General features: G+C 63.7%; 13 protein-coding genes. 5 read left to right on the top strand and 8 right to left on the bottom strand.

The genetic code is table 11. From position 1 onward, the window contains the following. Positions 1-40: 40 nt before the first annotated feature. Complete coding sequence (locus LDN85_RS00275) at positions 41-1,036, top strand: bile acid:sodium symporter family protein (RefSeq protein WP_223944294.1); 996 nt, start codon at positions 41-43, stop codon at positions 1,034-1,036. A gap of 3 nt (positions 1,037-1,039) precedes the next feature. Here LDN85_RS00275 and LDN85_RS00270 read toward each other — a convergent pair whose 3' ends face one another. Then, positions 1,040-2,044: a LacI family DNA-binding transcriptional regulator gene (locus LDN85_RS00270; RefSeq protein ID WP_223944293.1), complete on the bottom strand. Its 1,005-nt coding sequence runs from the start codon at positions 2,042-2,044 to the stop codon at positions 1,040-1,042. 128 nt (positions 2,045-2,172) lie between these two features. On the opposite strand from LDN85_RS00270, the gene LDN85_RS00265 reads away from it, so the two are divergent. After that, positions 2,173-3,420, top strand: coding sequence for a D-arabinono-1,4-lactone oxidase (locus tag LDN85_RS00265; RefSeq protein ID WP_223944292.1), 1,248 nt, complete (start codon positions 2,173-2,175; stop codon positions 3,418-3,420). Between the two features lie 76 nt (positions 3,421-3,496). On the opposite strand, the gene LDN85_RS00260 is transcribed toward LDN85_RS00265, so the two are convergent. From LDN85_RS00260 to LDN85_RS00245, 4 genes are read right to left on the bottom strand one after another with little or no spacing between them, the layout of a single operon-like run. Continuing rightward, positions 3,497-5,260, bottom strand: a complete 1,764-nt coding sequence (locus tag LDN85_RS00260; RefSeq protein WP_223944291.1) for a biotin carboxylase N-terminal domain-containing protein — start codon at positions 5,258-5,260, stop codon at positions 3,497-3,499. A gap of 7 nt (positions 5,261-5,267) precedes the next feature. Next, positions 5,268-6,938, bottom strand: a complete 1,671-nt coding sequence (locus LDN85_RS00255; RefSeq protein WP_223944290.1) for a 5-oxoprolinase/urea amidolyase family protein — start codon at positions 6,936-6,938, stop codon at positions 5,268-5,270. 6 nt (positions 6,939-6,944) lie between these two features. Continuing rightward, positions 6,945-8,294: an MFS transporter gene (locus LDN85_RS00250; protein WP_026547236.1), complete on the bottom strand. Its 1,350-nt coding sequence runs from the start codon at positions 8,292-8,294 to the stop codon at positions 6,945-6,947. A 47-nt stretch (positions 8,295-8,341) separates the two neighbouring features. Further along, entirely contained in the window at positions 8,342-9,100 is a 759-nt protein-coding gene (locus LDN85_RS00245) for a 5-oxoprolinase subunit PxpA (protein WP_223944289.1), read from the bottom strand. Between the two features lie 109 nt (positions 9,101-9,209). On the opposite strand from LDN85_RS00245, the gene LDN85_RS00240 reads away from it, so the two are divergent. Continuing rightward, positions 9,210-9,908, top strand: coding sequence for a GntR family transcriptional regulator (locus tag LDN85_RS00240; protein ID WP_223944288.1), 699 nt, complete (start codon positions 9,210-9,212; stop codon positions 9,906-9,908). 160 nt (positions 9,909-10,068) lie between these two features. On the opposite strand, the gene LDN85_RS00235 is transcribed toward LDN85_RS00240, so the two are convergent. Continuing rightward, positions 10,069-10,794 (bottom strand): LysR family substrate-binding domain-containing protein, encoded by a 726-nt coding sequence (locus LDN85_RS00235; protein ID WP_223944287.1) that lies wholly within the window; start codon positions 10,792-10,794, stop codon positions 10,069-10,071. Positions 10,795-10,827: 33 nt separating this feature from the next. Here LDN85_RS00235 and LDN85_RS00230 point away from each other — a divergent pair, with 33 nt between their 5' ends. Beyond that, positions 10,828-11,277 carry a DUF5997 family protein gene (locus LDN85_RS00230; RefSeq protein WP_026540973.1) on the top strand — a complete coding sequence of 150 codons (450 nt, stop codon included), beginning with the start codon at positions 10,828-10,830 and terminating at the stop codon, positions 11,275-11,277. Positions 11,278-11,327: 50 nt separating this feature from the next. Here LDN85_RS00230 and LDN85_RS00225 read toward each other — a convergent pair whose 3' ends face one another. After that, positions 11,328-11,711, bottom strand: a complete 384-nt coding sequence (locus LDN85_RS00225; protein WP_223944286.1) for a VOC family protein — start codon at positions 11,709-11,711, stop codon at positions 11,328-11,330. Between the two features lie 104 nt (positions 11,712-11,815). Between LDN85_RS00225 and LDN85_RS00220 the strand changes: the two genes are divergently transcribed. After that, positions 11,816-12,379 carry a hypothetical protein gene (locus LDN85_RS00220; protein WP_223944285.1) on the top strand — a complete coding sequence of 188 codons (564 nt, stop codon included), beginning with the start codon at positions 11,816-11,818 and terminating at the stop codon, positions 12,377-12,379. A 65-nt stretch (positions 12,380-12,444) separates the two neighbouring features. Here the strand turns inward: LDN85_RS00220 and LDN85_RS00215 are convergent, their stop codons facing one another. Next, the gene (locus tag LDN85_RS00215; protein WP_223944284.1) at positions 12,445-13,950 is read right to left on the bottom strand and encodes an APC family permease; all 1,506 of its coding nucleotides are present in this window, start codon (positions 13,948-13,950) and stop codon (positions 12,445-12,447) included. Positions 13,951-13,958: the final 8 nt, after the last annotated feature.

Genomic DNA, 13,958 nt, shown 5'->3' with positions numbered 1-13,958 from the left:
GAAGTCGCGGGGCCGCCGGGGTGAATGTGAGCATGGATGAATGCTTGAGGCAACCAATTCCCCGTCGAAAACCGAAGAAGCCGCTACCCCTGCCAACCCCGCACTTGCTGCGGAAGCCCGGATTGCACGCATTGCCGTTACCGTATTCCCCATTTTGGTAGTGGTTGCAGGCGTGCTTGGCTTCCTGCTTCCGGACCTCTTCAAACCGATGGGCGTCGCGGTTCCCTACCTGCTGGGCGTCATCATGTTCTGCATGGGCCTCACGCTGACCCCGCCCGACTTCGCCTCGGTAGCACGGCGCCCGTGGGCTGTGGCGCTGGGCATTATTGCCCACTACGTCATCATGCCCGGTGCCGGCTGGCTCATTGCAGTGCTCCTGCAGTTGCCGCCGGAACTGGCCGTCGGCCTGATCCTCGTCGGCTGCGCCCCGTCCGGCACTGCGTCCAACGTCATGGCATTCCTGGCCAAGGGCGATGTGGCGCTGTCCGTGGCCGTTGCCTCGGTTTCCACCTTGATCGCGCCCATCGTGACGCCCGCACTGACGCTTTTCCTGGCAGGCTCCTTCCTGCACATTGACGCCGGGGCCATGGTGATGGACATCGTGAAGACCGTCTTGCTGCCCGTGATCGCCGGACTGTTGGCCCGGCTGTTCCTTTCGAAGCTCGTCGCGAAGGTCCTTCCGGCACTTCCTTGGGCCTCCGCCGTCGTGATTTCACTGATCGTGGCGATCGTCGTGGCGGGCAGTGCCAGCAAGATCGTGGCTGCCGGCGGGATCGTTTTCCTCGCAGTAGTCCTCCACAACGGATTCGGCCTGGGCCTTGGGTACTTGGCGGGCAAGCTGGGCAGGCTGGATGACAAGGCACGCCGGGCCCTCGCCTTTGAGGTTGGCATGCAGAACTCCGGCTTGGCCGCGACCCTGGCCACCGCACACTTCAGTCCCCTGGCTGCCCTGCCATCCGCAGTGTTCTCGCTCTGGCACAACATCTCGGGGGCGATCGTGGCAGCCTGGCTGGCACGCCGGCCCCTGAAGGACTAGCTCCTAAGACTGCGTGGTGCCGCGGTGGTGCAGCTTCCACGGCGATGCCACCCGGATGCCCTCCGCCGGGGTGGTGCCCGCCAAGCGGTCAAGCAGCATCCTGACTACTTGCTCGAACATCGGCTCCGGACCCACGGTGGTCAGCGCCGGATCATATTCCTGGCCTTCGGTAGAGTTTCCCACTCCCACGATTTGGACGTCCTCCGGGACCCGTAGACCGAGGCGGTAGGCGGCGCGAATGGCTTGCAAAGCCTCCATGTCGTCTGTGCAGAAGATGGCCGTGGGCCGGTCCGGAAGTTGGAGCAGCTGCAAAGCCGACTGGTACGCGGTGGCCGGCTGATGCTGCGATGTCCTGACCAAGGACTCATCCAGGGGTATGCCTGCTTTCTTCAGTCCGGCTGCGTAAGCATTGAACCGGCTTTTGGGCCGGCCATCCGGAGCGGCCCTGCGGATGCAGGCGATCTGACTGTGGTTTGCAGTGAGATATTCCATGCACTCCGCCAGCCCTTCGTCGGATTCGGGAGCCAGGACATCGAACCCGGCGGGCTTCATGGTTCCGGAGATCACCACTTGCGCAACCCCGCGGCGGGCCAATTCGGTCACTGTTTCATCCTCGGAGCGCGCTTCCGGGAAGTAGCCGATGATGACGCCGTCGGCGCCGCCGGACATCATGAACTTCCTCCAGTCGTCGCCCAGGAGGATGACCGGCTGGTAACCGTGCCCGGGGAGAATCCGGGCTGCGGCTGTTGCGAGGGCCCGGTCCCACGGCCAGTCCAGGTTTCCAATGGCCACCGCCACCACATCCGTCTTGCCGCGACGCATCCCGCGGGCAGCTTGGTTGGGCACATACCCGAGTTCTTTGACCGCGGCCAGAACCCTGTCCTGCGTGGGCTGGCTGATCCGGGTGGTGCCGCCGTGACGGCCGGAGAGAACGTAGGAAACTGTTGTCAGCGATACATCCGCCGCCATCGCTACGTCCCGGATGGTGGGCTTGGATCCCTTGCTCACGTTGTGACTCCTGGTAGACGGCCAATCTCTTGAACTCTAGCCGCAACCGGCGTGGACTCCCCTTGACGCAATTAGTTGAGAACGTTAACAATTGCGGGAGCCTACAAATACGAGCGGGAGATCTTTCGATGAAGAACTGGGCAGGAAATCTTGAGTACTCGTCTGCGGACGTCCAGCGGCCCACAACCGTGGAGCAGCTGTGCGGGCTGGTAGCCAAGGCAACGCAGATCAAGGCCCTTGGTTCCCGGCACTCCTTCAACACCGTTGCCGATACTGACGGCACCCACCTCCTCCTCGATGCCCTTCCCCAGGAGGTCGTTTTGGACACCGCCAAGGGCACGGTGAAAGTCAGCGGTGGCATCAGCTACGGCGCCCTGGGCCGCGCGCTCGAGGAACAGGGCTACGCCATCCACAACCTGGCCTCGCTCCCCCACATCTCCGTTGCGGGTGCCATCCAAACCGGCACGCACGGCAGTGGAGTCAACAACCCCTCCTTGGCTGCCGCCGTCGTCAGTATTGACCTGGTGCGCGCCTCCGGCGAGCTGGTGACCCTGACCGCGGACGACGACGAATTCCTCGCCAGTGTTGTGGGCATGGGAGCCTTGGGCATTGTCACGGGACTGGAACTGGCAGTCCGGCCGAGCTTTGAGGTCCGGCAGCGCGTGCTTACCGGGCTGTCCTGGGATGGCGCTTTGGCGAACTTCCAGGCCATTGCTTCCAGCGCGTACAGCGTCAGCTTCTTCACGAACTACACCGGCGACACCATCCCCCAGGTTTGGCTCAAGGCGCTGGACTCCGAAGCTCCCCTGCCTGATTTGTTCGGGGCAACAGCTGCGACGACGGCCATGCACCCATTGCCGGACATGTCGGCCGAAAACTGCACGGAACAGCTGGACGTGGCTGGGAAGTGGCTCGACCGCTTGCCGCACTTCCGCCACGAGTTCACTCCGAGCAACGGAGAAGAACTTCAGAGCGAATTCCTTTTGCCACTCGACCAGGCACCGGCTGCCCTGCAGGCCGTCCGGGCCCTCGCCCACAAACTGGCCCCGCTCCTGTTCATCTCGGAAGTCCGGACCATTGCAGCTGATGAATTCTGGCTCAGCCCCTTCTACCAGCAGCAAAGCGTAGCGCTGCACTTCACGTGGAAACCCGTGCAGCAAGAGGTGGAAGCAGTGCTGCCCGAGCTCGAGGAAGCCCTGCGCCCGTTCGGTGCCCGGCCCCACTGGGGCAAGCTGTTCACGCCCGGCCAGTACGACTTTGCCGCACTGTACCCGCGGTTCGAAGACTTCCGGGCCCTGGTGCAGGCCCACGATCCCTCGGGGAAGTTCCGCAACGAGCTCCTGGACAGCGTGCTGGGCGTAGCCGTTAAGTCCTAGCCCCCACCCACGTTGCCAACCCTCTGTTCCCCTCGCTGACTGCAACGGGAAAGGGTTGTCAACGTGGTTGGCGGGTTTAGGAGATGTGCGCCAACACGGCGCCGGCAGTAACCACGCCTCCTGGCGCGGACACGACTTCCGAGAGCGTTCCTGTGCGGTGGGCGGGGACCTGGGTTTCCATCTTCATGGCCTCCAGCACCACCAAAGGGTCACCGGCGGATACCTCTTCGCCGGGTTCGACGAGCCACTTCACTACTGTTCCGGCCATGCTGGAGACGAGGGCTGATTCGGCCGGGGAGTCACCTGTGCCGATGACAGAACCCGGCGTATCGGTCGATGGTGAAAAGGCCGGAACACCCTGTCCGGAGCGGGCCCAACCATCCAGGAGGTCAGCCGGGAGCCCCACAGCGAGGCGTTTTCCGTCGACATCCACGGTGATGGTTCTGCGCTCACCCTCCGGGGCCATCACTTTGAACTCCGGATCCACCGGGATCTGGTCTGCGAAGTCCGTCTCTATCCAGCGGGTGTGGACCCGCATCCCGGCAACGGAGGTGAAGTCCTCGGACTCCAGGACTGCGCGGTGGAACGGCAAAACGGTCGCCAGGCCGGTGATGTTGATTTCGGCAAGTGCCCGGCGTGCACGGCGGAGTGCCTGTTGGCGGTCAGCGCCCGTCACGATCAGCTTGGCCAGCAGCGAGTCGAACTGGGGCGCCACGAACGATCCGGAACGGACTCCGGTATCCAGGCGGATGCCCGGACCGGTAGGTGCCTCGAAGAGGGCGACGGTGCCTGGTGAGGGAAGGAATCCGCGGCCGACGTCCTCGGCATTGATGCGGAACTCGAAGGAGTGGCCCCGCGCCACAGGATCTTCCAGGACGCTCAGCGGCAGGCCGGCGGCGATGCGGAACTGCTCCTGCACCAGGTCGATACCTGCGGTTTCCTCCGTAATGGGGTGCTCAACCTGGAGCCGTGTGTTCACCTCAAGGAAGGCCACGGCACCGTCGGCCGAGACAAGGAACTCCACCGTTCCGGCACCGTAATAGCCGGCTTCGCGGACAATTGCCTTGGCGCCGTCGTAGATTTGCTGCCGCTGCACGTCACTGAGGAACGGGGCGGGAGCCTCCTCCACCAGCTTCTGGTGGCGCCGCTGCAACGAGCAATCGCGGGTGCCCACTACAACGACGTTCCCGAGTTTGTCTGCGATGATCTGTGCTTCCACGTGCCGCGGCCGGTCAAGGTACTGCTCCACGAAGCACTCGCCTCGGCCAAAGGCGGCAACAGCTTCACGGACAGCGGAATCGAACGCTTCCTCAACTTCGCCGAGCTCCCGGACCACCTTCAGCCCGCGGCCACCGCCGCCAAATGCGGCTTTGATGGCGAGGGGAAGTCCGTGCTGCTCAGCGAAAGCACGGGCCTCCGCAGCCGACGAAACAGGGCCGTCGCTGCCGGCAACCATGGGTGCGCCCGCGCGGACGGCAATCTCCCGTGCCGTGATCTTGTTACCCAGCAAGCGGATGGACTCCGGTGAGGGGCCGATCCACTCGAGGCCGGCGTCGAGTACCGCCTGCGCGAAGTCCGCATTTTCGGACAGGAAGCCATATCCGGGGTGGACGGCGTCCGCACCGGACTGCGCTGCGATATCGAGGAGTTTCCCCATGTTCAAATACGTTTCAGCCGGCGAGTTTCCCACCAGGCTGTAGGCTTCGTCGGCAGCACCGGCATGCATGGCATCGGCGTCGATGTCCGCGTAGACGGCGACAGACTGTATGCCTGCGTCATCGCAGGCTCTGGCGACGCGGACTGCTATTTCGCCACGGTTCGCGATCAGGACCTTGCGCATCAAATACTCACTTTTCTGGGGACTTGTTGGTGGTGAAATCCGGGGAATCCGGGACGAGGCGGAAGCGGATCCTTCCGCCGATGGGAACCTGCGCGGCGAGGTCAAGGTGTTCGTCACGCACCACGCCAATCACCGGGTATCCGCCCGTGATGGGGTGGTCCGCCAGGAAGAGCACCGGCAATCCGGCCGGTGGGATCTGGAGGGCTCCGGCCATGGTTCCTTCACTGGGCAGTTCGCCATCCCGCGTGCGCTGCAACGGCGTTCCGTCCAGGCGCATGCCCACCCTGTTGGACTGCGGTGTCACCAGCCATTCCTGATTGCAGAGCGAATCCAGGGCATCGGCGCCGAACCAATCCGCCCGCGGCCCGGGAATGACATCGAGCACAGTGACTCCCGTTCCCCGGAGGTCCGGGAAATCCGGCTGGAGTTCGGGGCTTCCCACCGCTGTGGAAGCCGTTTCGTCCCCCACAGCAAGGACCTGCCGGATGGTCAGTGGGGCGGGTCCGATCCCGCTCATGGTGTCCGCGGACCGGCTGCCCAGAACCTTTGGGACATCCACACCGCCACGGATCGCGGTGTAGTTCCGGAACCCCGCTTCCGGAGTGCCCACGGTGAGGATTTCGCCGTCGAGCAATGCGAAAGGAGCGGCCATGGGAACGGTCCGCGTCGCACCCGGCTGGGCGCCGGCGTCGTCCGGCTCTTCGTCCTCAACCCACGACGGCGACTCGATGGTCAGCGTCGTCGGCGCACCGGTCACAGCAATCACCTGATCGCCAACAGCTTCCAGTGCCAGCCCGCCGTTGACCGATTCGATGGCCGCAGCTGAAGCGGCGTTCCCGACCAGCCGGTTGGCCCGACGCAACGAGGCCCTGTCCAGGGCGCCCGCAGCCGAGACACCGAGGGGACCATAGCCTCGGCGGCCGAGATCCTGGATAAGGCTCTGCGCGCCTGGGTTCAGTATCCGCAGGCCGGGCTCAGCATGGTCTTCCTTGTCGGGTTCGCGCGCTGGGGATTCAGCAGCCGTGACAACCTCGCGGACGGCCCGGTACTGGACCCGGTCACCTGGCCGGACAAGGGCCGGTTGTGCCCGGTCCAGGTCCCACATCCTTGAACCGGTGCGTCCAATGAGCTGCCAACCACCCGGAGACCGGCGGGGGTAGACCGCGGAATACTGTCCGCCGAGAGCTACGGATCCGGCCGGCACAGCCGTCCTGGGGGAAGAGCGTCGTGGAACCGTGAGGACCTCATTTTCGCCCACCATGTAGCCGAACCCCGGCGCGAAGCCTGCAAAGGCAACAGTCCAGATCTGGCCCGTATGGGCGGCTATGACGCCCTCCACGCTCAGGCCGGTGAGCACCGCGACATCCGCCAGGTCCTCGCCGTCGTACACGGTATCGATGACCACCAGCCCGGAATCGGTCACGTCCGGCGCAATGAGCTCCAGCTCCAGCAACCGTGCGCCGATTGCCCGGGTGGCCGCTGCGGACTCACCCACCACCATGACAGTTTCTGCGGCGGCCAGAACGTCCACTTGTCCCGGCAGCGGGGACTTGTTGAGCATGTCCTGCAAGGCAAGGACGTCCGGGAGTCCGTCCAGTTCCGCCAGCACGGCACGGGTGCCCACGGGCCTGACGGAGCGAACCCTCTTGGCTGTGGCTGTGTGCATCACGGTTCCCATTGTTCGTTACGCCGCCGGCTGGGCGTGCGTCCCCTGCATGAGCCGGACGTCTTCTTCCGGCTTCGGGTCGCGGCCGAGGAGCATGCCAACGATCGTGACAATGGCAGCGAGGAGGATGTAAACGGCAATCAGGTACCAGCCACCGGTTCCTCCTCCGTAAAGGAGGGTGAAGATCACCGGGGCGAATCCGCCGCCGATGACGCCGGCCAGGGTGTATGCCAGCGAGCTGCCGGCGTAACGAAGCCTTGCCGGGAATTGCTCGGTGATGAAGGCAGCCTGCGGACCGTACATGAAGGCGTGGAGCGCCAGGCCGATAACAGCGCCCAGGATCAGCATTCCAACGGACTTTCCTTGAATCATCAGGAAGAATACCGGGATGTAGGCCGCGGTTGCAGCGGCAGCGATGCCGTAGACCCAGCGACGGTTGAAGCGGTCCGTCAGGGCGCCGGCAAGCGGGATCAGGAAGAGCTGGAAGGCCGAGCCGATCAGGATGGCGGACAGCACGTTGCCCGTGGTCATTCCCAGTTCCTTGGTGGCGTAGACGGCCACGAACACAGTGAACAGCGAGTAGAGGATGTCGGGGCAGATGCGGGATAGCGAGGCAGCAATCAGCGCCCGGGGCTGGGTGGTGAAGACTTCTTTGATGGGAGCCTTGGGACGGTCTCCCTGGGCTTGGATGGCCTTGAACACTGGGGTTTCCTCCAGCTTCAGGCGGATCAGCAAGCCAAAGACCACCAGCACTGCCGAGGAGAGGAATGCCACACGCCAGCCCCAGGAGAGGAAGGCCTGGTCGCTGAGCGAAGCCGCAAGAATGGCGAGGACGCCGTTGGCCATCAGGTTTCCTGCCGGCGGGCCAATCTGCGCCGCCGACGACCAGAAGCCGCGCCTGTTGGGGTCGCCGAACTCACTCGAGAGCAGTACGGCGCCACCCCACTCGCCGCCGACTCCGATGCCCTGCGCGAGGCGCAACAACACAAGGATGATCGGGGCCGCCAGGCCAATCACGGAGTAATCGGGCAAGGCTCCGATGAGGACTGTGGCTGCGCCGATCAGCAGCAAGGTGAAGACCAGGACGTATTTGCGGCCGATCTTGTCGCCGAGCCGGCCAAAGATGACGCCACCGATCGGACGCGCAAAGTAGCCAACTGCGAAGGTGGAGAAGGACAGGATGAGCGCAACGAATTCGTCGTTGCCCGGGAAGAAGATCTTAGGGAACACGAGGGCCGAAGCCACCGAGTAGATGGCGAAGTCGTAGTACTCAAGCGAGGTGCCGGTGAGGCTGGCGATGTACGCCTTGATGGCGCCGGCCGGTGGCTTCCTTGTCACGGCCCTGGCTGCCTTGTTGGTGCTGGTCATGATTTCCTCCGGGGGGATGAGGGATGTGATGCAGAGTCTTGTTGCAGTTAGAGGAACGAGCCGACGGTAACGCCGGCCTCGCCCAGAGCGGACTTCACGGCGGTAGCCATTGCCACGGCTCCGGGTGAGTCACCATGCACGCAGATGCTCTCCGCGCGGATTTTCAGGATGGAACCGTCACGGGTCTTGACGGATTGTTCGGTGGCCATGCGCAACACGTGTTCAGCCACTTCTGCGGGGTCATGGAGAACCGCGCCGGCTTGTGAGCGTGCCACGAGTGTTCCGTCCGGGTTGTAGGCACGGTCCGCAAAAGCCTCAGCAACGCCACGAAGTCCTGCTTCTTCAGCGAGACGCAGCACTTCGGAGCCCGGGAGGCCGAGAATCGGGAGGTTGGGGTCCACCGACTTAACAGCATCCACCACGGCACGCGCCTGGGCCGTGTTCTTGACGATGGCGTTGTAGAGGCCACCATGCGGCTTGACGTACTGGACGCGGGCACCAGCGGTGGCGGCAAGCGCCTGCAGCGCACCAATTTGGTAGACCACGTCATCAGCCAGTTCAACAGGATCGATGTCCATGAAGCGGCGACCGAATCCAGCGAGATCGCGGTAGCCAACGTGGGCACCAATAGCGACGCCGGCCTTGGCCGCATTTTCGCAGGTGCTGCGGATGACACTGGGATCGCCGGCGTGGAAGCCGCACGCAACGTTGGCGCTGGAGACGGAGGCGAACATGGCAGCATCATCGCCGAGCGTCCAGCGCCCGAAAGACTCTCCGACGTCGCTGTTCAGATCGATGGTTGCCATGATGTGATCCCTGCCTCGTGATGTGCGTTACATCCAGCATGCACCAATCTGCTGGATTGTTCAACAATCCAGCGATCCTATTTTTCGGCAATCGTGTAATTTTGGAGTTATGGCCAGTGAAGATCAGGAACCAAGCGAACACGCTGGCTTTGACGGTGCGCGGGCACGCGTCCGCATGAAAGTCCCCTCCGTGGCAGAACGGGTCGCTGAAGAACTGCGCTACCAGTTGGCCGAAGGCTTCCTGGTTCCTGGCGCCAAACTGACCGAAGCCACCATTGCCGAGGATTTGGGCGTCTCCCGGAACACGGTCCGGGAAGCTTTCGCGGAACTGGCCGGGGAACGGCTTCTCCTGCGCCAACCCAACAAGGGCGTCTTTGTGGCAACCCTTGAAGCAGGCGATATCCACGATGTTTATACGGTTCGCCGCGCCATCGAAGTCAGCTCCATCCGGGCGGGGGGTTCACCGGAGCGCATTGCCGCCGTCAGGGCCGCCGTCGAAGAGGGCAAGCGGGCCGCTGCGGCCAACGACAACGAGGGCCTGGGCAGCGCCAACCAGCACTTTCACGGCGCAATCGTCGCCCTGGCCGAGAGCACCCGGCTGGACACGATCATGGCCCAGATCCTGGCGGAGATGCGGCTCTACTTCCACAAAGCCACCATGAACGCCCACTTCTACAGCGATTGGCTCAAGGAAAACGAGCACATCTGTTCGGCGCTGGAAGCCGGCGAACTCGAACGGGCCGGGGATCTGCTCCTTGCCTACCTCAACCGCTCAGAGCAGCAGCAAACAACAATCCACGGCGAGTAGTCAGCGCTCCTCCCCAGTTGGTCACCCCAAATGCGCCAAATTCCCGCTACTTGGGCGCAGGAACGCATCAATTTCCCCACCAACCGGGCAGAAGCGTCACGGCGGAGTGATCCAACCGGGCAGGAGCGTCACGGCGGAGTGATCCAACCGGGCAGGAGTGTCAGCGTTTGCCTTTTTTGCGTGAACCTTTGCCCCGGCCCTTGTCCGGATTCGGAGCGTAGCGCTGCGCGACCGCAGGCTTCCTGGGGCCTCCACCGCGGCGATCCGGCTTGGGTTCCTTCTTGGGCTTCTCCTGCTGCGCCGAGGGCTGGCGCGAACTCTGTGCGGTACGCCCACGGACAATGCCGATGAATTCCTCGATCACCGGGCTGTCAGTACCAATCAGCCATGCCAGGCCAATCTGGGTGGTGGGGGCGCCGGTCAGGCGGCGCATCACAGTGTCCTTGGCATTCAGGTGCCGTGCCACCGACATGGGCAGGATTGCCAGTCCGGCGCCGGAGGCAACCACTTGGAGGGCCATGTCCGGCCCGCCCATCTCGTCAATGTCGAGGAAGTTCTCCTCGGAAAGATCGTCGAGGGCCACCTCTTCAAACACCGAAATCTCGTGCCCCTTGGGAGCCACAACCACGGGCTGTTCTTCATACAAAGGGATGACGTTCAAGCCTTCGCGCTCAACGGGCAACCGAACGAAGCTGAGGTCGGCGGAACCGTCACGCAAAACCGAAACCTGGGCGGCGTGGTCGGACATGAAAGAGTGCAACGGGAAGTTCGGCATCCGTTCTTCCCACCGCCGGATCCATTTCCCAGGAGTCACACCCGCAACATAGGCGAAGCGGAGGCCGGCTAGGGGTTCGGTTGTTTCGGCGGAATCTTCAGCGTCTGGCACACACTCACAGTACCGGCCAGATACCCTTGAAGCATGACGTCCTCGAACTCCCAGTCCATGAAGCCGGCAACCGTTGCCAAGAAACTCGGCATCTACCTGCCCGCAACACCCCAGGAGTTCCAGGATTCGTCCATCTCCCGCGAAGAATTCGCTGAACTCCAGGCCAACCCGCCGGAGTGGCTCGCCGAACTGCGCCGCAATGGCCCGCACCCGCGCCCGGTGGTCGCGCAGAAGCTGAACGTCTCCATCAGCGGCCTCGCACGCGGCGGCGTCGAGGATGCGCTGACGACGGCGGAGATCACCGAGCTGCTGCAGACTCCGCCGCAGTGGCTGGTCACCGAGCGCGCCACACACGCCGCTGTCCGGTCCGAGGCGCAGCGTGTCAAGGACGAGGCCGCCAAGAAGGCCGCAACGAAGGAAGCCCGCGACAACGCTGCCGCAAAGCGCGATGCTCCGAAGACCTCCAAGCGCGACCACGCGTAGCTTTCACGAACTGTGGCCGGGACCTGCGTCCCGGCCACAGTTGTTTAAGCTCAGTCCTGGTGGAGCTGGATGAAGTTCCCGCAACCGTCGTCGAAAACTGCGCTGACGCCGAAAGGGTCCTCGGAGGGTTCGCCTTGGAACGTCACTCCGGCGGCAAGCAGACGCTCGTACTCAGCCCTGACATCCGGCACGCCGAAGGTGATGGCGGCCAGGCCGGACTCGTGCAGGGCGTTCATGTAGTTCGAGGCGATGGGGTTGTCACTGGGTTCCAGCAAAAGCCCTGGCGAACTGCTGTCTTCCGCGCCTGGATCCTTGATGATGTACAGGTTGTACTCGGGCATGGCCATCAGGGTCTCGAAGCCGAGCGTCTCCGTGTAGAAAACGTGGGCGGCGGCGGGGTCCTTGACGTGGATGCTGCACATTTTCAGTCTCATGGTGCCTAGGCTACGCCCCGGGCCCGACAAGGAAACCCCTCGCGCCCACGCAGTCACTGCCGCATACTGAATTCAAAGCAGCGAATTCGCCTGGAGGTGGTCCGATGCCCGCCATGATGCTCCTGTGGGGTGTTGCCCTGGTTCTTGCAACCGCAGCAACCACGTATGTCCTGCACAGGAAACTGACCCACGGCCGCGGCCCGGAGCCGGACGGCGTGTTTTGGGACTTGTTCGGGGGGCTCGTCGTCATAGCGCCCGCCATCATTGTCCCTGCCGTCCATTGGTCTCCCGCCGGGCTCATCATGGTTTTTGTGGGGGTCGCTACTGCGGCCGGAACCCTGCTGAGCATCCGCAAAGTGGAGCGCCTCCACGCAGCTGAGCCCCGCCGTCGTGCTGGTTTCCCGGACGACGCAGCCCGCCACGAAAACATTCTGGAGCAGTGGCGCCAATACGAGCTCGATCCCGCCCGGACCATCGATTTTCCTGCCATGACGGACGTGAGGGCTGCCGAAACAGCGGCGCTGACGCGGGCCATGCGGGAGGCCGAGTACTGCAAGGTGACAGCCGGGACTGACTACCGTGCCGCCGTCGAGCGTCTTGCCGAAGCGCTGGCCGCAGCCGAGCGGGCCGCCGGCGTCCCTGCACCCGCCCTCCCCTCGCCCAGATGACACTTAACGACAATCCCAGTGATCAGGATTGTCGCTAAGTGCAGTCTCGGCGGGGCGGCAGGAACCTACAGAACCTTGCCCTTGAAGAACTCGGGCCGCACCCGGTACATCACCAGCATGATCACCACGCCCAACAGGATGACGCCCATACCCAGGACGAATACCAGCCCGACGCCGCCCACCGATGAGCCCGAGCCGTATTCCGGATCCAAAGAGTCCATGGCCGTCTTCACGAACATGACCAGCAGGATGACGCCGCCCACCAACGGTGCCAGGAACTTGAAGAAGAACGAGCGCGCACCGCGGAAGGCCTCTGCACGGAAGAACCAAACGCAGGCCAGCGCGGTGATGCCGTAGTAGAAGCAGATCATCATGCCGAGGGCCGTGATGGTGTCCCACAGTGCATTCTCGGACACTGTCCTGGTGATCACATAGAACGCCGCAGCGGCTATGGCGGCCGCGATCGTGGCGAAGCTTGGCGACTTGTAAGTGGGGCTGATCTTGCCGAACTTCGGCGAGATGGCGCGGTAGTGGCCCATGGCCAGCATGGTGCGGGCCGGGGAAACGAACGTCGACTGCAACGATGCTGCGGAGCTGCTCAGGATGGCCAGCGACATCAGGATCGCGAACGGGCCCATCACCGGACCCGCCAGTACGGCGAAGATGCTGGACTGGTTCTCCGGATTTCCTGCGCCCAAACCGGTCTCGCCAACGCCGGCGAAGGACAGGGTTGCCAGCGCAACGGTCATGTAGATGATCACAATGACCAGCACCGTGATGGTCGCTGCACGCCCCGGGGTCTTTTCCGGGTTCTTCGTTTCCTCGTTCATGGTGAGGGTGACGTCCCAGCCCCAGTAAATGAAGATCGAGAGAGACACACCTGCGGCAAAGGAGGAGAAGGAGTCCACGGCGAACGGGTTGAACCAGTCCGGTGAAATCGCGGTGGCATCGAAAGCCGTGCCGTTGGCGACGTGGGCGAATGCAGAGACCGCGAACCAGCCCAGGACCAACAGTTGGAAGGCCACCAGCACGTACTGGACGCCCTTGGTGGTCTCCATGCCCCGGTACGAGATCCAACATGCCAGGGCAATGAAGACCAGGGTGGTGGCGATGTTCAGCGGCAGGATCTTGCTGAGATCGGCCAGTTCCGGATTGCTGAAGATCTGGGCGAGCATCAGGTAGAAGAAGTCCACCGCCACGGCCGCCAGGTTGGAAAGCACAATGATGGTGGCCGCGATCAGCCCCCACCCGCCCATCCAACCGATCCACGGACCGAACGCACGGGTGGCCCACGTAAAGGAGGTACCGGCGTCGGGCATGGCGTTGTTCAGTTCGCGGTAGCCCAAGGCCACCAGCAGCATGGGGATGAAGCCCACCAGGAAGATGGCGGGCAGGTGCACGCCTACTTCGGACACCGTTGGCCCCAGGGCCGCGGTCAGCGTATAGGCGGGCGCGATGCAGGAAACGCCGATCACGACGGCGCCGATGAGGCCCACCGATCCGGCCTTCAGGCCCTTTTCACTCAGGGCCGGCGTTTCTTTCGACTGGACCGTCTTTGGTGCAGTTGACATGGGTTTTG

Source organism: Arthrobacter sp. StoSoilB20, assembly GCF_019977295.1.
Taxonomy (GTDB): domain Bacteria; phylum Actinomycetota; class Actinomycetes; order Actinomycetales; family Micrococcaceae; genus Arthrobacter; species Arthrobacter nicotinovorans_A.
The sequence above is the reverse complement of the archived record's forward strand: the minus strand, read 5'-3'. Positions and strand labels throughout refer to the sequence as shown.

Excerpts from the sequence above, each read along its gene's own strand:
- LDN85_RS00275 (WP_223944294.1), top strand. The coding sequence starts at position 41 with ATGCTTGAGGCAACCAATTCCCCGTCGAAAACCGAAGAAGCCGCTACC.
- LDN85_RS00265 (WP_223944292.1), top strand. The coding sequence starts at position 2,173 with ATGAAGAACTGGGCAGGAAATCTTGAGTACTCGTCTGCGGACGTCCAG.
- LDN85_RS00260 (WP_223944291.1), bottom strand. The coding sequence starts at position 5,260 with ATGCGCAAGGTCCTGATCGCGAACCGTGGCGAAATAGCAGTCCGCGTC.
- LDN85_RS00255 (WP_223944290.1), bottom strand. The coding sequence starts at position 6,938 with ATGGGAACCGTGATGCACACAGCCACAGCCAAGAGGGTTCGCTCCGTC.
- LDN85_RS00250 (WP_026547236.1), bottom strand. The coding sequence starts at position 8,294 with ATGACCAGCACCAACAAGGCAGCCAGGGCCGTGACAAGGAAGCCACCG.
- LDN85_RS00245 (WP_223944289.1), bottom strand. The coding sequence starts at position 9,100 with ATGGCAACCATCGATCTGAACAGCGACGTCGGAGAGTCTTTCGGGCGC.
- LDN85_RS00240 (WP_223944288.1), top strand. The coding sequence starts at position 9,210 with ATGGCCAGTGAAGATCAGGAACCAAGCGAACACGCTGGCTTTGACGGT.
- LDN85_RS00230 (WP_026540973.1), top strand. The coding sequence starts at position 10,828 with ATGACGTCCTCGAACTCCCAGTCCATGAAGCCGGCAACCGTTGCCAAG.
- LDN85_RS00225 (WP_223944286.1), bottom strand. The coding sequence starts at position 11,711 with ATGAGACTGAAAATGTGCAGCATCCACGTCAAGGACCCCGCCGCCGCC.
- LDN85_RS00220 (WP_223944285.1), top strand. The coding sequence starts at position 11,816 with ATGCCCGCCATGATGCTCCTGTGGGGTGTTGCCCTGGTTCTTGCAACC.
- LDN85_RS00215 (WP_223944284.1), bottom strand. The coding sequence starts at position 13,950 with ATGTCAACTGCACCAAAGACGGTCCAGTCGAAAGAAACGCCGGCCCTG.